Origin of the sequence: Paenibacillus sp. J23TS9 (assembly GCF_018403225.1) — a bacterium.
Lineage (GTDB): Bacteria > Bacillota > Bacilli > Paenibacillales > Paenibacillaceae > Paenibacillus_AQ.
Genome location: NZ_BOSG01000009.1, coordinates 28,818 through 48,483, shown reverse-complemented (window position 1 = coordinate 48,483; position 19,666 = coordinate 28,818). Strand labels below are relative to the sequence as shown.

Genomic DNA, 19,666 nt, shown 5'->3' with positions numbered 1-19,666 from the left:
CCCTCCTTTACTTTACAGCATTGAGATCCAGACTGATGTCGAGACTCTCAAAAGAATAGGTTAACCGCCCTACGGATATTACGTCAACCCCGCACTCGGCAATTCCTTTGACCGTCTGCAGTGAGACATTTCCTGAAGCCTCCACACGCACATGTGGAGCCTTCGTCTTAATCCGTCTGACAGCCTCTTTCATCATATCTTTATCCATATTGTCCAGCATAATAATATCAGCGCCGGCTTCCAGCGCCTCTTCTACCTGCTGCAGGGACTCTGTTTCCACTTCGATGGTCATCGTATGTGGTATATGGGCACGTGCACGCTCAACTGCTCTGCGGATTCCGCCCGCCCCTTTGATATGGTTATCTTTAATCATGACGGCATCATATAGACCAAACCTGTGATTCGCACCGCCGCCGATCCGGACAGCATATTTCTCCAGCATACGATGCCCTGGCGTTGTTTTGCGTGTATCGACCAGTCGGGCCGGCAGTCCTTCCAGTGCATCAACGAATGTACGCGTCCGGGTGGCAATGCCCGAAAGACGCTGCAGCAGATTCAAAGCAATCCGCTCTCCCGTTAAAATATGATGCGTGCTGCCTTCAACGACTGCTAGTACGGTACCCTTTTCCACATGATCTCCGTCCTTGACATGGGCCGTAAAGGACAGAGAAGGGTCTACCACTTGAAACACCAGCTCCGCGACTGGAATGCCCGCCACAATACCGGCATCCTTAGCGTGAATGATCCCTTTGGATTCACGGCCTGCCGGAATCGTTGTCATGGTCGTAATATCACCAGAACCCACATCCTCCTGCAGCCACAAGCGAATGGATTCCACCAGACCCTCATTATATCCGTTAAACATCATCGCTGAACTCCTCCATGATTTCATCTTGACGATGCTGAAGCAAGTGCTTGCGCCACATCGCGTCGTCCTTCTGAGGATAATCCTCCCTGTAATGTGCGCCTCGGCTCTCCTTGCGCTCCAGAGCGGCGCGAGTGACCAACAAACAGCTGGTCAGCATGTTCGCAAATTCAAACTCTTCCTTCCTGGTGAGCTCCGAATGAAAGATCGGAAGCTGGCGATTCAGCTCGTCCATCCCTTTATAAAGGAGCGTCTCATTGCGTCTGAGCCCGGCGTATCTAACCATGACTTTCTGCAGCTTAAGTCTGCGTTCGATCATCGCTTGCTTGGGCGCGCCTGTCCGCTCTTCATCCTCATGTGTAATATTTGCCGTTCCGTATAAAGGCGTCAGGTCTTTGATACGATTCACAATCCGTTTGCCAAACACAATGGCCTCTGACAGGGAATTGCTCGCCAGACGGTTAGCGCCATGAACTCCCGTTGAGGAAACTTCGCCACAGGCAAAAAGACGTGACACGCTGCTCTCCCCATTGAGATCCGTTTTGACTCCACCCATCATATAATGCGCAGCCGGAGCCACAGGAATCCAATCGGCAGCCAAATCCAGCCCATAATTCATGCAGGTCTCATAAATGGTGGGAAAACGGTGCTTAAGCATATCCTCCGATTCATGCGTAATATCCAAATAGACAAAGGTAGATCTCGTCTCCTCCATCTCACTTACGATGGCACGGGCCACGATATCACGCGGTGCCAGCTCGAGCAGCTCATGGTACTTTTCCATAAAACGTTCACCCTTGATATTGCGCAGCACAGCACCTTCGCCCCGTACGGCCTCCGAGATCAGGAAACGTGGAGCACCCGGGTAACATAAGGCAGTCGGGTGAAACTGGATAAATTCCATATCGCGGATTTGCGCTCCCGCCCGGTGGGCAATGGCAATACCGTCTGCAGTAGCAACATCGGGATTTGTTGTATAACGGTAGAGCTGCCCGGCTCCTCCGGTGCACAAAATCGTAGCCCCCGCCTTTATGTACACTCTCTGACCATCCGGACGTTGTACAAGGGCTCCGATGCACTCGTTTTCTATGGCTATCACATCAATGACAAAATGATGCTCCCACACCTGTACACGATCATGTATCTGAACCTGCGCGGCGAGTGCCCTCACAATCTCAAATCCGGTCGCATCCCCATTCGCATGCAGAATTCGCCGGCGGCTGTGGGCCCCTTCCTGGGTTAGAGCAAGCTCGCCATTCTCGAGGTCAAAGGACGTGCCTAACCGGATTAACTCCCTTACACCCTCCGGGCCTTCGTTCACGAGTACATCAACAGCAGCAGAGGAGCATAGCCCAGCCCCGGCCATCAGCGTATCCTCGCGGTGGTAGGCTGGAGAGTCATCCTCCGAGGTAACAGCAGCAATACCGCCCTGAGCATACCGGGTATTACTTTCCAAAAGTGCATTTTTGGTAATCATGATAACGTTATGGTCTTTGCCAGCCTCAATTGCCGTATATAATCCCGCGATTCCTGAGCCAATCACAAGAACATCGGTTTCAATACAGGGCAGGGATTGCAAGTCAAAGTCAACCAAATACTGAGGAATCATGGATCCATTCACCTGTCTTAAGAGAAAGAGTAGCGCATGCTACTTTACCTGTAACATGCGCTCTAAGGAAATTCGGGCTTGATCTGCAACAACCGGCGGCACATAAATCTGCGGCTTCATGGTTTCCAGACACTTCACCAATTTTTTGAGATTGTTGACCTTCATGTTCGGGCATACCAGATATTTGGTGGCAAAATGGAAGGCTTTATTCGGGCTGTCCAGGCGGAGCTGGTATCCGGTTCCATCTTCCGTACCCACAATAAACTCCTGGCAATCTGATTTTTTGCAGTAATCGATGATGGCAGTGGTGCTTCCTACGAAATCACCCATCTCCACCACCTCCGGCCGGCATTCCGGATGTACGACAAACTGGGCGTTCGGATGCTTGGCTCTCATCTCAACAACGTCTTTGACTGTCAACATATCATGCGTGTTGCAATAGCCTTCCCAAATGATCATCTTCTTGTCGGTATGCTGCTGCACATAATGGCCGAGATTCTTATCCGGCACCCAGATAATTTCATCACAGTCCAGGGATTGTATCACTCTAACGGCGTTGGCAGAAGTACAGCAAATATCCGTTTCTGCTTTGACATCGGCAGAGGAATTGATATATGTAACAACTTTGGCATTCGGATGCTGTGCTTTCAGCTTGCGGAGGCCATCCACATTGACCATATCCGCCATCGGGCATCCTGCGCGTTCATCCGGAATCAGAACCGTCTTGTTCGGAGCCAGTATTTTCGCGCTTTCCCCCATGAAATGCACGCCGCAGAATACAATAGTCTCCGCATCCGTTTGTGCTGCCTTTTGTGCTAGCAAAAAGGAATCGCCGCGGAAATCAGCAACCTCCTGAATTTCGTCTCTTTGATAATAATGAGCAAGAATAATAGCGTTTCTTTCCTTTTTAAGCTGAATCAGCTTCTCCGTTAATTCCCGTTTTTGTTCCTCTTTATGCTGCAGCGCAAGAGCTTCCACCAGTGACCCACTCCTTTTATGATGTCATTCAAGATCAACATTTGTGAAATTTCTCTCAAAGTTGGGTGTCCAAGCCTCGAGGTCTTTTCAGTTACCAACTAATGTACACAAGGTTTCCCGGGCTGTCAATTGGCTGTTCCCTTGCCGGAAAACGGGGCTGATATGTAAAAAATCCCTTTGCATTGCCCCTTTCATGCATTCCATTCTCGTGTAAAGCGTATGTCACTTTAAAAATAAAATTTAAAATATTTTATATAAACAATAAAAAGCCCGGAAGACGATTGCCGTCGTCTTCCGGGCTGATTCATCATACTATAGGGTCAGGAACCATTAGGATCTGGATTCGGGAGGTGTGCCTCCGTTACCTGGATTGCGATCATCTGCTGGACCCGAATTCGGAACATCGTTTGGAATATCTCCAGGAATGTCGGCCGGACTTTCAGGCGTATCATTCGTGATGTTCTCAGGAACGTCATTCGGAATTTCATTCGTTGGCAGATCGGATGCATCATCCTTGCCTTGAATGCGGACGCGTACATCGCCAATATTGTCGATGATTGCTGCGCCATTTTCGGAAGAACCTTCGTCGTCTCCACCATCATGCGGTCCATCTTCCGACAGGTATCCTTGCTCGATCAGTTCTCTGATTTGATCAAGTTCCAACGTTTCCTTCTCAAGCAGTGTATTCGCGATGAGATGAACTTCTTTGGAGTGCTTGATGAGTAATTCTTTACAACGCTGATAACATTCGTTTGTCATGCGCTGCATTTCCTGATCAATCTCATATGCGATGGAATCACTGTAGTTCTGTTCATGTCCGAGATCCCGGCCCAGGAATACCTGGCCTTGGGTCGAACCGAACTGCAGCGGTCCAAGCTTCTCACTCATACCGTATTCCATAATCATGCTGCGAACAATACCGGTTGCCTGCTGGAAGTCACTGTAGGCGCCAGTTCCGATTTCACCAATAAAGACTTCCTCGGACACCCGGCCCCCCAAGAGACCTGTTACTTTATCCAGCAACTCCTGTTTCGTTACGAGCATGCGGTCTTCCTTCGGCATCATGATAACATATCCGCCGGCACGGCCGCGAGGAATAATCGTTACCTTATGCACCATATCGGCATTTTCCAGGAAGTAGCCGACAATGGTATGACCAGCTTCGTGATAAGCAACGATCCGTTTCTCACGGTCACTGATCACGCGGCTGCGCTTCTCAGTACCGACAATAACACGGTCAATCGCTTCGTCAACCTCACGCATGGATATATCCTTCCGGTTACGGCGTGCCGCAAGCAGGGCAGCCTCATTCATCAGGTTCTCCAGTTCTGCACCCGTAAAGCCTGTGGTGCGTTTAGCCACAATATCCAGCTTAACGTCTTTTGTCAGCGGTTTATTGCGGGCATGGACTTTCAACACAGCTTCGCGGCCTCTTACATCCGGACGATCCACCGTAATTTGACGGTCAAAACGTCCCGGACGCAGGAGTGCAGGGTCGAGAATATCAGCACGGTTGGTTGCCGCAACGATGATAATACCTTCATTACCGCCGAAACCATCCATCTCTACGAGCAATTGGTTCAGCGTTTGTTCGCGCTCGTCATGGCCTCCGCCAAGACCGGCACCACGCTGACGGCCAACTGCATCGATTTCATCGATAAAGATAATACATGGTGCATTCTTTTTCGCGTTTTCAAACAAGTCACGTACACGGGATGCACCCACACCTACGAACATTTCCACGAAGTCAGAACCGGAAATGGTAAAGAAAGGAACGCCGGCTTCACCAGCCACTGCACGGGCGAGGAGTGTTTTACCTGTTCCCGGAGGACCTACGAGCAGAACCCCTTTAGGGATACGCGCTCCTACTGCGGCAAACTTCCGCGGATCCTTCAGGAATTCCACGACCTCGACGAGCTCCTGTTTCTCTTCATCGGCTCCAGCCACATCCTCAAATGTGACTCTCTTCTTCTCTTCATTATATAGACGGGCACGGCTCTTGCCGAAGTTCATGACTTTGCCGCCGCCGCCCTGCGCCTGATTGAACAGGAAGAAGAAGAGAATGAACATAATGACCAAAGGAATCATGGAAGAAAGCAGCGTCAGCCAAATACTTTCGCCTTCCATTTTCTTCTGGGTATATGTCATGCCGTTTTTATCACTGGCATCTACCAGTTCCTGAATCGCGGCATCTGTAGCCGGAATGTAGGTCGAGAAGCTGTCTGATTTGACCCCGTCCGGTTTTTGATTATATTTACCGGTTACGAGATAGGCGTAACCGTCAAATTGAACCGTGATATCCTTCACATTGCCAGCCTTGATCTCTTGCCGAAATTCATCGTATCTAGGATTGTGAGCAGATTCACCGCTATTACTTACAAACTGGACAATGCCCACCACAACTAAAAAAAGAATCAAATAAAAACCAGAATTCCGGATGAACCGATTCATCCCCTACCTCCTCTCGAAACACTTTAATTATTTTACCATAGCCTGTCTGACCATCTCAACAGAGGTGGTATTAGCATGAACCAAGTATAAGTCCATGGGCTGGAGTATCACCATTAGTGGGAATAGATTTCCGGTTTCAAGATCCCAATGTAGGGCAGGTTCCGGTAGTGTTCGGCGTAATCCAAACCGTATCCGACGACAAAAGCATCAGGCAGGGTAAAGCCTGTGTAATCCGCTTCCAGATCTACGGTACGACGTACGGGTTTATCAAACAAGGTGACTACGCACGTGGATTTGGCGTTGCGGCTCTTCAGGAGCTCAATCAAATGACTGAGTGTGAGACCGCTGTCGATAATGTCTTCAACAATCAGGACATCGCGACCGTCAACAGGTACATCCAAATCCTTGATGATTTTGACGACACCCGATGATTTGGTGGATGCGCCGTAGCTCGACACCGCCATGAAATCGAGTTCCATGGGTACTGTCATATTTTTAACCAAATCGGCCATGAAAATAAACGCACCTTTCAAAACACAAATGACCAAAGGATTGCGTCCTTCATAAACCTTGCTGAGCTGAGCTCCAAGTTCCTTGATTTTCTTCTGGATTTCTTCTTCGCTGATGAGAACTTCTTGAATATCGTTTTGCAACTGAGCGAACCTCCTACGTTTATACTATGAAAGTCTTACAATGACCATTACAGTTGCTCCACTGCCTCTGTATCCTCCAGACACATGTGGAGAACGGATGTCGTTTGTGTCCCGACTGCAGCATGCATGGAGCGCCGGACCCCCGGAATCCAGATCATGTTGCCTGAACCATCAACTAACACAGGAATGCGGGAGCGCACGGATGGAGGTATCTTCGCGTCAATGAAAATATCTTTTACCTTTTTGCTTCCGTTTAATCCCATGACTTTCATGGTATCTCCAGGCAGCCTTGAACGGAGTGTTAATGGATATTTCAGTTGGCCGGCATCAAACACTGCTTCAGCGCAGGCTCCGGCCATGTTCGAAAAATAACGGTCATGCGGCGACTGCACCTTCATTTTCAACTTTTTGCCAATCTCAGGAATACACAATTCCGGAACAGCAGTTTGAAGCTCATATGTATAGCTCTTGGACTGCTCTGGCGGCCTTTGCATAAACAATATCATATCGTATTCGCGTATGCAGGCCAAGCCTCCTCCAATATCAAGGCTCCAGGTCGTGCTTTTGTTCTGATCAATACTTTGGCGGATAAGCTCAATCTTGTGAAAATCGGTGATTTCAATGCCTGCCGACAGATAATTTAATATTAGTTTAATCAACCTTCGTTGTAAAGCGACATGTAAGGCCAAAAAGGAAGGCGCCTGAAAGTAGAGCCTTCCATCCTTATGCTGTACTAAATCATGATATGCATGATTCGCAGCCTGCTCCATGTAATCATCTTCCATACCCGCTATATCGGCAAGTTGAACCAGCGATTGCCTGATCTGACCATTATATTGCCCCAAAAAGGGCAGCACATCCAGCCGAATCGCATTTCGTCTGTATTGATTGGAGAGATTAGAGCTGTCAATGGCGTACGCATAACCATTCTGCTTACAAATGCTCATAAGGTCCGTTTTGTATATACGTAAAAAGGGACGAATGAGTTCCACATTTTTTTCGCATCTTTTAATCTTCATGCCTTTGAGGCCTCCAAGGCCGCTGCCCCGGAGCAAATGCAGCAGGACGGTTTCAGCCTGATCATCGGCATGGTGGGCAAGTGCAATCGAGGAGGCACCGTGCCGCTTTGCGATTTCATGCAAAAATGCATATCGTTTATCCCGCGCCGCCTCCTCAAAACCCTTTCCGCTTTCCTTCATATAAGAAAGAACATCAATTCTCACCGTCTCGTACGGGAGGTTTAGCTCTTGCGCCAGATGACGGACAAGCTCCTCCTCGCTGTCTGATTCTGCACGAAGACCATGATGAACATGCGCGCAAATAAGCTGCAGAGGGATATACCGCTTTGAAATCTGGTGCAGGACATGCAAAAGAGCCACAGAATCCGGTCCGCCGGACACTGCGACTACAATGGTGTCATGGGGCAACCATAAGTCATGCTCCCCGGCCGTATGGAGAACATGTTCCATCAGCGTATTCAAGTCAGCCCTGCTTTCCATCCAAAATCCCCTCTTCTACAGCATACCCTATGTATTAACGATTTGTTGCTCTCATTACTTTCATCCATTCCAATCAGCCTGCTCGCATATTCACAAGAAAAATGCCCATAGGCAAGCCAGACACACAATCATGATGGAAAGGGCGAATGCATTAATCAGCCAACGCGGTGTTTTACCCGGCAGCTTGCCAACTAAAGCCGGTGTATAAATCGTTTCCTTCCACAGCTTGAGCGCTTCATGTGAATTAGAAAATTCCCCGCGGATTGCCCGCCGCAGCCACTCTGAATACGGCTTAAGCTTTGGACTCCGCTGCACCAGGGATAACAGCTGTCCCGGACTCCGGGTCTGAGGCAGATGCTGCACAGCAGCCGTTTTCAAATCCTCTTCATTTAGAAGCTGTATGATTAGAACCGCAAAGGCAAACAAGTCATACCCCTCATCGCTAGTGCGTGAGCCGGCGTTCCAATATCCTCTGTCGTACCACTCCGTGAACTGCTTGACGCTCCGTCCGATCGAGCTTACCCCACCGTAATCAATCAGCTCCACATGGCCGACATCGGATACCATTACATTCTCCGGCTTTAAGTCCCCGAAAATAAAACCTGATCGGTGCAGTCCGTTCAGCTTTTCCAGAAGACGCAGTCCTGTAAGGCCAATCCATTCCCGGCCGCGTTTGCGTATAAAATGATGTAATGAGCTGCCCGGAAAATAGCGCATAACATAAAACGGTATATCCCCTTGCTGTCCCTTAAAGTCATCCACATCGAGCAGATAGGACATACGTGAGCCACCTCTGGGCGATGCTGAAGACTTGCGTTTCGACTGCAATGACATCAGCACATTGATCTCAGACTGGAGATCCAGCGTATCATATCCCATTTTCAGAGCATACGGATTACGGGAGCCCTCCTTTTGAACAAGGTATACAATCCCGTTGGCTCCCTGGCCCAGCACGCGCCGGATGACAAAGCGGCCTTTGCGCCATTTTCCTGTAATGACTGTTCCGGCCGGATACGCCGGTTTAGACGACGTAGTCACCGAGCATCCCTTCTCCTTCATCGGTATTTCCCCGCCATGTTTGATGTTCATCTAGTGTACCATAACGGAAGAAATCAATCACCCTCATGATGGCAGGTCCGGTCGGTGTGGCTCCTTTCATCTGAAGTCGTTGAAACAGCGCTCTTAATGTACCCGCATCCCGCGTCCAATCGCTGTCGAGCACCGCATCCTCCCCGCTCCGGCGTCCCGGAAAATGGAATACGGCAATCTCACTGATGCCTTCGCGCGCCTGAAGGCTGAGCATCAAGTCACGGATGGCATCCTCTACAGCACTAAGCTTCGGTTTCATACTGGCACTAGCATCAATTAAAAGCGCAACCTGCAGCGATGTTGTTTCCGTCATTTCGTCGACGACCTGCACCACTTGCGAGCGTTGTGATGGAGGCAGCTCCTCTAATGTGGTATGTCCCAATATTTGCTTTAACTCCCTATTAACCGCTTGATGAATGGTCTGAACCACCGTTTTTCGCGTCATCATCTGCATGGTTTGGGCAAGCTGCCTCGTACCCACAACCTGGCTGACTCCTCCTCCCGCCTTGGCAATTTCAGCGATCTCAAGACTGCCCAACTCACCGATTGTTCCGTAATCCACCACCCCCGCCACATTGACCGTAATTCCCTCCTGAAAAGCGTGGGCTGCCGCCAGCACCGGGCTTGTCCCCACGTTCGAACATCCGTCCGTTATCAAAAGAATCTGTTTCACGATCTATCATCCTCCCAAAAGTGGTTTTCTCTTGCTTCTATCATTTCCACTTTTGAGAGATTCCAAACGCTCCATTTTCCTCCTTCCGCCGCATTTCCCGGGTAATCATCATAGATTAGCTTACGGTACGCGGGCGCTCCATTCTTTCAAGACCAGGTACATGCAGCGTCGTCCATTCCGGACGATAATGTTCGACTTTGCCTACCACAACGGTCATATCATCATGAATCATATTTTGCTGATAACGAATCACTTTCTCCAAAAGAATATCGGCGATTTGCTGCGGGTCCTCGTTGTCGATCTCCTGGATCATCCGTTTCATCCACAGCTCTTTGTTCACGGCATGCCCAGGCGCATCGTAAATACCGTCAGTCATCATGATCACAATATCACCTGCCTGCAGCTTTAAGGTAACAAGGTCCACCTCGATATCCTGAATAATACCGATTGGCAGATTGCTCGCGGATACCGGAATGACCTCAAGTCCACGTTTTATAAAGCTTGGCGTGGAGGCGATTTTCATAAATGTGGTCTCCGCTGTATATTGATCGATCAGTGCCATATCAACGGTGGCATACACTTCATCCGGAGACCGGAGCATAAGGATCGAGTTGACGGATTTGATGGCCAGCTTCTCATCCATACCACTTTGGAGCAGCTGTTCCAAAATAGACAATGCGGTGCTGCTTTCCTGTTTCGCGCGCTCCCCGTTGCCCATGCCATCACTAAGTGCGACTGCAAAAGTGCCATTACCAAGCTCCACCATACTAAAGCTATCTCCGGACAGCATATCTCCACCTTTGGCTGCCCCAGCGATACCGGTTGTTATTTCAAAAGTTTTGGCTGATCCGAACATAACAGTCGCAAGACCATCCTTGGAGGAGATGGAAGACTCATGATGGACGGCGATATGTTCATCCAGGATATCCGAAAGAAGCGGTGCGATAATTTTGCGACACTCATCATAACCGCGGGTAAACGCATGAACGATTTCAATTTCCACATGCCCGGAATCAAGGCTAATAATCTCGATGCCCTGAATGGAGAGGCCGAGCTGCTCCAGCGCTTCGCGGATCTGCTCCTCCTGCCGGTACATCGCCTGCCCCTCACGCTGAATTTCTCGTGCAAGGTCCTCCATCACCTGTGATACGCCGGACAATTGTTCCGCAACCAGATGACGGCTGTCGTATATTTGGCGTTTCCACTGCATATCATGCTGATAGAGGTTGTACTGCTGCTTCATTTCCTGAAGCACTTCATCGGTTTTACCGCAGATCCGCGCCCATTCCTTTGGAATTTGTTGAACGTTGATCTCCGGATTTTCTTCCACGGCGGTCATGACGTCCGTCATATATTTATAAGTTTGATAAAATTTCGCATCCCAGCAATGACTGTGTTTGAAGCAGTTGGAGCAGGGGCCTTCTGCCACAGCATTCATAAAATGATCCATCTCACCATTTCGTTTGCTGACCTCCTCCGTACCGGCCACCTGTCCGAAGCTCTGGGATAACTGCCGGAATACCCGGGAGAACTGCGTAACCCGATCCGCCGTCAGATCACGCACCCTTTTGGCATATTCATGCTGGGATTTACTGTGGTCATTCGTGCCGGGAACATATTTGGAGATCATCTTAATGATCGATTTTGGTGTTATTAAAAATAATACAATCGCCGCGCAGGACTCCCAGGTCGAGGTCATCACATCTGCCGGACCGCTAAAATAGATCGATAAGATCGAGGATCCAAGAAGCATCCCGAGCATAACTGCACCCTTTTTGCCTTCACGCAGCATACCGGCCAGCATGCCGGAGAATGCAAGCAGGCTCATTTGATAGATAGCAGATATGTCCGCCAGGCTTAGAATCAGTCCGGTCACAACCCCAACCGAAGCCCCTAGCGGTGCACCGCCTACCAAAGCAAAGATCAGGATTAAATACCGGGAGAGCACATGTTCCACAGACATTGAATATACAGTCCAGCCCACTGCTCCGGTCATGACAGAAGCCAGAAGAATAATTAGGCAAAGTATTTCCTCACTCCGCAGCTGATAGTTCTTTTTGCGGTAGGTGAATACTGGAATAGCCTGGATAAACACCAGGGTAAGCACGAAGCTGAGGATGGCATCCAGCGAACCCATCAGCAGCGAATACCAGGTAAATGGCGGGCCGGTCATAATCGTGAATAGCTTAACGACGAAAGAAGATACAAAAACCATGAGCGGCGCATAAGAAAGTTCAGCATGATCGAAGGCATTCAATCCCCGATGAATAAAATAAAAAATAAGGAGTTCAGCCGCAATAATCAAGGGAGCAGGAAAGGGAGCAAACAGGCTGCCTGCTATAAGTGCGACGGTGACAGGAAGCAAATAATCGCGACGCATAAAGGCGATGACGGCAAAGTAGGCGATCGCAAACGGCGATAGCTCGTTGAGTATCATGGCTTTCCCCAGCAAAAACGCCATCAGTGTCAGCAAAAGCATCCACTTCTTGGCTGCAAGCAACTGCAAGGGACGCTGGAGCATCTGCATATTGCGCAACCGCGCCATCCAGCCGTTTTCCTCCATCATCGCTTCTCTTTGCAGCGTTTTGAGTCCGGGTATGTTTACGTTCAACTTCTCCATGAATTCCGCACCACCATTTCGTAGATTTGATGGTACCCATTATAGAGTCCTTGAAACATGAAAGTTTGTCATAACAGCGGACAGGCTTCAAAAAAGTTTCCGACAAAAAAGCCTGCCTCGCGAAACATCGGGAATGGGCCGCGACTTCCTCCGCCCCAGCGATTTGAGCCTCGTTCATACTGGTATCTCCTGTAAGGGCTTTCCGCTTCCTCCCCAAGAATCCGCTAGCGATTGCTATAGACAGAGCCGGAAATCAGTTGGATGCTGTCGGTAATTTTTTTCGGAGGCGACAAAAAAAACCGCAGCAGGTGCAAACCTGCTGCGGTTTATCTTATTCAAGTCATCGGCGCATCTGTCCTAAAGCATCAATTACACGCGTTTAGCACCGCGTCCTCCGCGCTTGGATTCCGTTTGTTTCTTGATCGAAGAGATACGTTCTTCGCTATCCTTCAGGAAGCGTGACATTTTATCCTCAAACGAAGGTTTGTTGGGTGCAGGCTTAAATGGGCGCCCGCCACGTTCACGATTAAAGCCGCCACCACCACCGCCTCCAAACCGCTCTCCACTTCCGCCACCGGTACGTTCCGGTCTTGGTCCTCTTGGAGGCCGAGCTTCGGAAGCTGGCTTATCAACAGCTTGTTTGATGGAAAGTCCGATCTTACCGTCCTTATCGACATTGATCACCTTCACGGTAACAACATCATTGATCTTCAGGTGATCGTTGACATCCTTGACGTAATTATCGGCGATTTCCGAGATGTGAACGAGACCCGTGACACCTCCTGACAGATCCACAAATGCTCCAAAATGCGTTATGCCTGTCACCTTGCCTTCTAACTTGGTGCCCACTTCGATTGCCATAGAATAAAATGATCCTCCCTTAAAAATATACAACAAGATTTGAGTCAAACCTTGGCTGTGGTGATTTGATTATACATAAAGCGTAAACTGAGGTCAACTGAGTAATCACCCAGTTTAAGCGCCTATATTACGGGCTTGTTTCCTCTGTATGGATGGGGGTTTCCCCAGGTAAATACATTCCATAATTCTTGCGTGCCAGCTGCCCGATGTATTCAGGGTCATTAAGCCTCTTTACCTCGGTGCTCAGCTGTTCTTTACTCTTCAGCGTGGTTTGCTGCTCCACCTTCTTCTTCGCAAGCTCTGCACTCTTGTCCGCAATTTGCGATTGCTGAGAGATAAAGGAATATCCCGCCCATCCCATAAAGACGACCATAAAGGAAACCCAGATCCATATCCGCCTGCGCCCGCCAGCACTTTTGACGTTTTTACTTTCCTGATTCGTTCTTGCCTTTTGTGTGCGTGCTTGTTCCTTGGCAGCATATTTCCCCATGTGATTCCTCCTTTACAGGGCATTGATAGCCTTCATTTCTAGGTGCAGCTGCCGTACTCCTCTAATCGTTATTCTTTGGGAACCATTTCCCCCATAGAACAACTGCAGAGTGTATGAGCTTGTCAAGCCACTTCGGCATCCGAAGACGCGAGGTTATAGGCTTAAGCATCCACTTTGTCAGCTTCCAGAAAGGCAGCAGAATTTTCAGCACAACGTGAAAAACAAACATCAGCAGGCTGCCCAGCATGATAGCTAGTCCCTTCAGCAGCTTCAGCAGCAGCCGAATCGGCGTCCATAACATCAACCTGAAAAGTCGTATCAACACATCGATAAAATAACGTACTACCTTTATTAACATTACCACAAAACGCTGAGTTGTAACACTTAAGAATAAAAAATATAGCCATACTCCCAGAAAGAGTCCGACAAACACATAGAATCGAAGCTGCCCGTAATTGCTGACATACAGCATTCTGAATACAAAAAGAGCGGCTCCGCACCAATAGAAGAGGTCCAGAACATGAAGGGTCCATCTCGGAAAATGCAACTGGCCCGACAGCACCCGGTAGCTGTCATAGGCCAGTCCCATTGCTGCTCCCGAGAACAGCATCCAAAACAGGGTAATCCACTGTATATTTGGACTCATTTAAAAAGCTTGCCGAGCATTCCCTTATTTTTGCCGTGTGAACCGGGATCCAGGTAAACCAGGGAATGGACCAAGCCTTCGATGGATAGCAGGCCTTCCTCGAGACTTAAATTTTTAATATGTAAATTTTGTCCTTTAACAGTCAGGTGCCCAAGCTCGGTATGAAGCAAAAACTCTTCACTGTCAAAGCTCTCCACATTATGGACTCCTGTCAGGTTCAGCTGCTTGCGATTCAGCATATGCAGCTCATGCTGTTTGCTTTTGGCTGGCTCGATCATGGCATGTACCCCTCCTTCTTACCAATAGCTTATGGAGGGTACATGCGGTTTAGAACCAGAGATGATGAACTTACGGGGCGTGTGATTAGATGAACCCCTAAAAAAAGAGCATGGCACCCCCCGGATAATCGGAGGGTGCCCTTATATGCTGACTATGAAAGTGCTTATTACCAGTTCAAACCGTTATCTTTTGCAATCGGCTCTTCCTTGACCAAGGAGTACAGGCTTGTGGCCTCATCTTTGCGGGTGCTCTCAGCGAGACGTTCCACCTTCACGGTGACCAGCTTCTGTCCGAACTGAACAGTAATTTCATCGCCGATCTTCACTGTGCTGCTTGGCTTCGCTTCTCTGCCGTTAATCAGCACCCGGCCTTGATCTGAGACATCCTTGGCTACGGTACGCCGTTTGATCAGCCTGGATACCTTCAGGAATTTGTCGACACGCATCTTATTTTACAGCTTCTTTAAGCTTGTTGCCTGCTTTGAAAGCAGGTACGTTTGCTTCTGGGATGTCGATGGTTTTGCCGGTTTGAGGGTTACGGCCAGTACGTCCGGAACGCTTGCGTGTTTCGAATGTGCCGAAGCCGATCAGTTGCACTTTGTCGCCGCCTGCCAAAGCATCAGTGATTTCACCAAGGAAACCGTTAAGAACGGACTCCACATCTTTTTTGGTCAAGCCGCTTTTAGTCGAAATGTTGTTGATCAGGTCTGTCTTGTTCATAAATTATTATCCTCCCAATATACAAAGAAATAAGTATAGGTGCGTCATTGAATGCATGGATATGCAAGCACTGCCGCAATTTTCATGTGTATGGTTATTCTTGATGTCCTGTCCGAATTCCTGCCTGGTTCCGCCAAAATTTTATAATTTGCGAGGAAATTCTTGTTAAATATACAGGAATATTTTACATTTGCCTGTTGCTTCCGCTCCGAAGCAGCACGAGGCCTCCAAGCAGGTGAGTTCTTATCATACCTGATTTTTCGCCTGTTGCCAAATTTCGTCCATTTCCTCCAGCGTGCTTTCTTCCACGGTTTTGCCCTCGGATCTCAGCTTGTCCTCAATAAAATGGAACCTGCGGATGAATTTGCGGTTAGTCCTGGACAGCGCCTCTTCAGGGTCTGTATGCAGGAAGCGTGCAGCGTTTGAAGCGGCGAAAAGGAGATCCCCAAGCTCAGCGACCTGTTCCTCCGGATCAAAGCCTTTTTCGACAGCCTCACGGAGCTCGGCCAGCTCCTCCTCAATCTTGAGAAGAACATCGTTGATTTGATCCCAATCGAAGCCTACCTTTGAGGCCTTTTTCTGCAGCTTGTACGCCTTCATCAGCGCGGGCAGGTCTCTTGGTATTCCATCCAGAACGGAAGCCTGCTCCGGCTGAATGCCTTTGCGGCGCTTCTCCTCTGCTTTCATCTGTTCCCAGTTCTGAAGCGCGTCCTCCGCGTCCTCGGCCTTGTTCTGCCCGAATACATGCGGATGCCGGAATATAAGCTTGTCATTCAGACCTTGAATCACATCAAAGACGTTAAAGGTACCGACCTCCTCCTCCATCTGTGAGTGCAGCATGACCTGAAGCAGCAGATCTCCAAGCTCCTCCTGCATATGCTCAGGATCATCCTCATCAATCGTCTCGATGACCTCATAGGTTTCTTCGATCAGATTTTTGCGGAGTGATTCATGCGTTTGTTCCCGGTCCCAAGGGCAGCCTTCAGGGCTGCGGAGAATTCCGACAATTTCATGCAGCCTGGCAAATGTGCGCTGGCGCAGCATCTCTTCATCGGTCCGTGGTACGTAGATCAGCGATAAGTTCCCATAACCCTCTACCCGATCCAGTTCATATACGGGTACCTTGATGATCTGTTCCTGCCCGTCCACACCCAGAGCATGGCCGACAACAACGATATAATCATCCGGGTAAAGCTCCATCAATGCGAGCTTAACATCCGACGCTGTAAATGAGTCATACACCTGCCCAATGACAGTATGCAGCTGCGGCTGAAGAAAGCTTGAATTCAGGCCGCTGGCGTCCAGCAGCTGGAATCCTTCAATCGGGTCAAATCCAAGACGAATGAACGCTTCATCCAGAAAAGACTCCCCGCCAAGTATACTCAGCTCTATGCCATCATGCAGGCAGCGCTCACGGAGAATCTGTACTGTAGACTCGGCAACCATCGGATGACCTGGAACGGCATATACGATAACGGAGCCCTTATCACCCGACGCTGCCTTCTCCAGCAAAGTGTCCGCAATGGACGCGTAAACCTCAGGAAATGAATCCCGGGCTTCGTAGATATGATCAAAGGACTGCATAGCAACCTTCAGTTCATCCAGCACGGACATGACCGGATGCTCTTTGGTCCGTATGTACACCTCCGAAGCCTGCTGTAATGTTTTGACGATACCCATCGTCAGGCGGTCCGGATTTCCGGATCCGAGGCCGACGATTGTTATGGATGCACTCATTCTTCATTCCCCCGCTCTATAAATCATTCTTTCCGGTAATTGGCAGCAGCTATACTATATCACGGTTAATCACTGCACAAAAATCACTCCCGCCAGCCTCCCTATGCAAGAAGATGAAGTCTGCGAAGCAGGCTGGCTAGCGGAGCCCCGATCTTAGGGAGCATGCGGAGCTCCTGCTCGCTGAGCAGACCGGTCTTGACAGCGCCGGCCAGGAAAACGGCGCCCCCTGCTGCGGCACCAGCCAGGCTTGCCGCCGCTGCCGTGATGCGTGCGTGCAGCCCGAGCGCAGACAGCAGCGCGTCTGCAGCGAGCATGGCGGCGCACGCCGCCAGGGCCATGCCGGCGAATATGATCGCCGGCTTCGCCAGCATGGCACCTGCGCGGATACGCAGGCCGGTGCGGCGGGACAGCAGCGCGATATTAAGCGCTGCGGCCAGGAAATGCGCGGCTACGCTGGCGATGGCCGCGCCGGTAATACCCAGCTGCGGAACCAGCAGCAGGTTCAGAAGCGTCTTCACCGCCGCTGCGGCTAAGAGATGCAGCGCCGGTGCCTTCACAATGCCGATGCCCTGCAGCAGGGCGGCAGAAATAATGCTGAGCGCGCTGCCGGCTGACGTAAAGGCAATCCAGCGGATAACGCTGGTGCCCGTTCCATCCTGGTAGAGCGCGATATTGAGCGGCATCGCTAATACAGCGATCCCTATGGATGCGGCCATTCCCACAAGCCAGAACCAGCGCAGCGACAGGCGGCAGCGATCAGCAACCAGCTGCTTGTCCCCCGTAACCTTCGCTTCAGCCAGCGCAGGAATGAACAGCACAGACAGCGATGTAGCAAGCATCGTAATGAGCTGCACCACCGGCATACCCCGGTTGTAGATGCCAAACTGGATCATTGCTCCGTCCTCCCCCGCTCCGCTGGCTTTAAGTAGACGCGGCACGGTAAAGGTATCTGCCAGGTTAACCAGTGAAATGGCCAGCGCTCCCAGACATATGGGAATCGCATACCTCAGCATACTCCAGAGCAAACTCCTGCTCTTTTGACCGATCTCACGAGCTTCTCCCGCTGAGGCAGTTCCCCGGATGGCCGAATGTCTGCCTCTGCGATACCCCCGCCAGTAACCACCCATCACGACCAGTCCCGCTGCTCCCCCGGCTGCTGAGCCGAAGAGGGCACCGGCAGCAATGTGTTCCGCCGATGCGCCAACCGTAGTTAGATAGACAAGCAATATGATCATCACGGCGACTCTTACACATTGCTCTGTAATTTGGGAGACCGCAGTTGGCATCATATTCTGATGCCCCTGAAAAAAACCTCTTAATCCGGACATCAAAGGCACGAATAGCAGAGCAATAGCCGAGGCCCTAAGAGCCGGCACAACACTTGCATTATCGATGACCATGCCAATCAGCGGAGCCCCAAAATAGATCACAGCTCCGAACACAATACCCGACAATGCCATCACCACCGAAGCAATGCGGATGACCCGTCGGCTTTGTGATTGACCGCCCATAGCCGCATCCTCGGCAACAAATTTGGAGATTGCTGCCGGAAACCCGGCCAGTGCCACCGTAATCATTAAGGTATAAAACGGATATACCGTATTATAAATGCCAAAAACGACATCGCCGCCCATATTTTGCAGCGGTATTTTTTGCAGCGTTCCAATGAGCTTTGAGAGCATCATAGCGATGCTCAGCACGAACGCCCCTTGCAATATTTTTGAGGATGTCCCCGCTTCTTTCATCCCGTTTCCCTACTTCTTCCCGATTTATAAAGAAAATGACAGTCGACCTATTCCCATAAGCAGGTAGACACCCGCCAGCTTTTATTATACCTGGGATTGCAGACACAAAAAACTCCCGCTTCTTCTGCATGGCTGCTGCTCGCAGCCTTCGAAGCGGGAGTTGGATGTATTTAAGTTTACTGTTCCATTTGTTTGCCGAGAAATGCGGCAGCTGTTTCAGCCATTTTGATCTCCAGCTGAGCCATTTTAACGGAATCATCTTTACTAAGGAGGATCACGGTTCCAATCGGGTCACCGCCCGAAATGATCGGTGCAGACACGAAAGACGACAATGTTTCCTGATGATCCTTACTGATTTCATAGTTACCGCCGTTCGTTTCAAGTAGCGTCTTGCGGTTATCCATGCAGCTTTCGATCGGTGCGCCTATTTGCTTCTCCAGATACTCCTTTTTAGAGCCTCCGGCTACAGCAATAAATGTGTCTCGATCAGAAATGATGGTGATATGTCCCGTACCTTCGTAAAGTGATTCAGCGTATTCCTTGGCGAAATCGCCAAGCTCTCCGATTGGTGAATATTTTTTCAGAATGACTTCACCGTCACGGTCAACAAAAATTTCAAGCGGATCTCCTTCACGGATTCGCAGTGTTCTTCTAATTTCTTTAGGGATGACCACTCTACCCAGGTCATCAATACGGCGGACTATTCCAGTAGCTTTCATTGACATGTTGCCCCGCTTTCTCGAGAAGATTTT

18 protein-coding genes are annotated in these 19,666 nt (G+C 49.8%); all 18 read right to left on the bottom strand.

Annotated features, from left to right (window positions below; translation table 11 throughout):
- Nucleotides 1-7: 7 nt before the first annotated feature.
- Nucleotides 8-868, bottom strand: a complete 861-nt coding sequence (nadC, locus tag KJS65_RS28730; RefSeq protein WP_213653195.1) for a carboxylating nicotinate-nucleotide diphosphorylase — start codon at nucleotides 866-868, stop codon at nucleotides 8-10.
- Nucleotides 858-2,474: an L-aspartate oxidase gene (gene nadB / locus KJS65_RS28725; protein ID WP_213653194.1), complete on the bottom strand. Its 1,617-nt coding sequence runs from the start codon at nucleotides 2,472-2,474 to the stop codon at nucleotides 858-860. Before nadB ends, nadC begins: the two co-directional genes overlap by 11 nt.
- 39 nt (nucleotides 2,475-2,513) lie before the next feature.
- Complete coding sequence (gene nadA / locus KJS65_RS28720; protein WP_213653193.1) at nucleotides 2,514-3,452, bottom strand: quinolinate synthase NadA; 939 nt, start codon at nucleotides 3,450-3,452, stop codon at nucleotides 2,514-2,516.
- A 330-nt stretch (nucleotides 3,453-3,782) separates the two neighbouring features.
- Nucleotides 3,783-5,903, bottom strand: coding sequence for an ATP-dependent zinc metalloprotease FtsH (gene ftsH / locus KJS65_RS28715; RefSeq protein WP_213653192.1), 2,121 nt, complete (start codon nucleotides 5,901-5,903; stop codon nucleotides 3,783-3,785).
- A 113-nt stretch (nucleotides 5,904-6,016) separates the two neighbouring features.
- Nucleotides 6,017-6,556: a hypoxanthine phosphoribosyltransferase gene (gene hpt, locus KJS65_RS28710; RefSeq protein ID WP_136607575.1), complete on the bottom strand. Its 540-nt coding sequence runs from the start codon at nucleotides 6,554-6,556 to the stop codon at nucleotides 6,017-6,019.
- A gap of 47 nt (nucleotides 6,557-6,603) precedes the next feature.
- Nucleotides 6,604-8,055, bottom strand: coding sequence for a tRNA lysidine(34) synthetase TilS (gene tilS / locus KJS65_RS28705; RefSeq protein ID WP_213653191.1), 1,452 nt, complete (start codon nucleotides 8,053-8,055; stop codon nucleotides 6,604-6,606).
- A gap of 90 nt (nucleotides 8,056-8,145) precedes the next feature.
- Nucleotides 8,146-9,093, bottom strand: coding sequence for a serine/threonine protein kinase (locus KJS65_RS28700; RefSeq protein ID WP_213653190.1), 948 nt, complete (start codon nucleotides 9,091-9,093; stop codon nucleotides 8,146-8,148).
- Entirely contained in the window at nucleotides 9,077-9,817 is a 741-nt protein-coding gene (locus KJS65_RS28695) for a vWA domain-containing protein (RefSeq protein ID WP_213653189.1), read from the bottom strand. The genes KJS65_RS28700 and KJS65_RS28695 overlap by 17 nt, the downstream gene beginning before the upstream one ends.
- Nucleotides 9,818-9,932: 115 nt before the next feature.
- Nucleotides 9,933-12,362: a stage II sporulation protein E gene (spoIIE, locus tag KJS65_RS28690; protein WP_374706229.1), complete on the bottom strand. Its 2,430-nt coding sequence runs from the start codon at nucleotides 12,360-12,362 to the stop codon at nucleotides 9,933-9,935.
- Nucleotides 12,363-12,806: 444 nt separating this feature from the next.
- Entirely contained in the window at nucleotides 12,807-13,298 is a 492-nt protein-coding gene (locus tag KJS65_RS28685) for a S1 domain-containing RNA-binding protein (RefSeq protein ID WP_213653187.1), read from the bottom strand.
- A gap of 127 nt (nucleotides 13,299-13,425) precedes the next feature.
- The gene (locus tag KJS65_RS28680) at nucleotides 13,426-13,788 is read right to left on the bottom strand and encodes an FtsB family cell division protein (protein WP_213653186.1); all 363 of its coding nucleotides are present in this window, start codon (nucleotides 13,786-13,788) and stop codon (nucleotides 13,426-13,428) included.
- A 61-nt stretch (nucleotides 13,789-13,849) separates the two neighbouring features.
- Complete coding sequence (gene yabQ, locus KJS65_RS28675; RefSeq protein WP_213653185.1) at nucleotides 13,850-14,434, bottom strand: spore cortex biosynthesis protein YabQ; 585 nt, start codon at nucleotides 14,432-14,434, stop codon at nucleotides 13,850-13,852.
- Entirely contained in the window at nucleotides 14,431-14,712 is a 282-nt protein-coding gene (gene yabP / locus KJS65_RS28670; RefSeq protein WP_136607568.1) for a sporulation protein YabP, read from the bottom strand. The genes yabQ and yabP overlap by 4 nt, the downstream gene beginning before the upstream one ends.
- Nucleotides 14,713-14,879: 167 nt before the next feature.
- Nucleotides 14,880-15,158, bottom strand: a complete 279-nt coding sequence (locus tag KJS65_RS28665; RefSeq protein ID WP_127606651.1) for an RNA-binding S4 domain-containing protein — start codon at nucleotides 15,156-15,158, stop codon at nucleotides 14,880-14,882.
- A gap of 1 nt (nucleotide 15,159) precedes the next feature.
- Nucleotides 15,160-15,432, bottom strand: coding sequence for an HU family DNA-binding protein (locus KJS65_RS28660; protein ID WP_136607567.1), 273 nt, complete (start codon nucleotides 15,430-15,432; stop codon nucleotides 15,160-15,162).
- Nucleotides 15,433-15,678: 246 nt separating this feature from the next.
- A complete protein-coding gene (gene yabN, locus KJS65_RS28655; RefSeq protein ID WP_213653184.1) occupies nucleotides 15,679-17,169 on the bottom strand; it encodes a bifunctional methyltransferase/pyrophosphohydrolase YabN in 1,491 nt (496 codons plus the stop codon).
- Nucleotides 17,170-17,270: 101 nt separating this feature from the next.
- A complete protein-coding gene (locus tag KJS65_RS28650) occupies nucleotides 17,271-18,914 on the bottom strand; it encodes a putative polysaccharide biosynthesis protein (protein WP_213653183.1) in 1,644 nt (547 codons plus the stop codon).
- Between the two features lie 176 nt (nucleotides 18,915-19,090).
- Nucleotides 19,091-19,633 carry a stage V sporulation protein T gene (gene spoVT / locus KJS65_RS28645; RefSeq protein WP_136607564.1) on the bottom strand — a complete coding sequence of 181 codons (543 nt, stop codon included), beginning with the start codon at nucleotides 19,631-19,633 and terminating at the stop codon, nucleotides 19,091-19,093.
- Nucleotides 19,634-19,666 lie beyond the last annotated feature (33 nt).

Excerpts from the sequence above, each read along its gene's own strand:
- nadC (WP_213653195.1), bottom strand. The coding sequence starts at position 868 with ATGATGTTTAACGGATATAATGAGGGTCTGGTGGAATCCATTCGCTTG.
- nadB (WP_213653194.1), bottom strand. The coding sequence starts at position 2,474 with ATGATTCCTCAGTATTTGGTTGACTTTGACTTGCAATCCCTGCCCTGT.
- ftsH (WP_213653192.1), bottom strand. The coding sequence starts at position 5,903 with ATGAATCGGTTCATCCGGAATTCTGGTTTTTATTTGATTCTTTTTTTA.
- tilS (WP_213653191.1), bottom strand. The coding sequence starts at position 8,055 with ATGGAAAGCAGGGCTGACTTGAATACGCTGATGGAACATGTTCTCCAT.
- spoIIE (WP_374706229.1), bottom strand. The coding sequence starts at position 12,362 with ATGGCGCGGTTGCGCAATATGCAGATGCTCCAGCGTCCCTTGCAGTTG.
- KJS65_RS28685 (WP_213653187.1), bottom strand. The coding sequence starts at position 13,298 with ATGGCAATCGAAGTGGGCACCAAGTTAGAAGGCAAGGTGACAGGCATA.
- KJS65_RS28680 (WP_213653186.1), bottom strand. The coding sequence starts at position 13,788 with ATGGGGAAATATGCTGCCAAGGAACAAGCACGCACACAAAAGGCAAGA.
- yabQ (WP_213653185.1), bottom strand. The coding sequence starts at position 14,434 with ATGAGTCCAAATATACAGTGGATTACCCTGTTTTGGATGCTGTTCTCG.
- yabP (WP_136607568.1), bottom strand. The coding sequence starts at position 14,712 with ATGATCGAGCCAGCCAAAAGCAAACAGCATGAGCTGCATATGCTGAAT.
- KJS65_RS28665 (WP_127606651.1), bottom strand. The coding sequence starts at position 15,158 with ATGCGTGTCGACAAATTCCTGAAGGTATCCAGGCTGATCAAACGGCGT.
- KJS65_RS28660 (WP_136607567.1), bottom strand. The coding sequence starts at position 15,432 with ATGAACAAGACAGACCTGATCAACAACATTTCGACTAAAAGCGGCTTG.
- yabN (WP_213653184.1), bottom strand. The coding sequence starts at position 17,169 with ATGAGTGCATCCATAACAATCGTCGGCCTCGGATCCGGAAATCCGGAC.
- KJS65_RS28650 (WP_213653183.1), bottom strand. The coding sequence starts at position 18,914 with ATGAAAGAAGCGGGGACATCCTCAAAAATATTGCAAGGGGCGTTCGTG.
- spoVT (WP_136607564.1), bottom strand. The coding sequence starts at position 19,633 with ATGAAAGCTACTGGAATAGTCCGCCGTATTGATGACCTGGGTAGAGTG.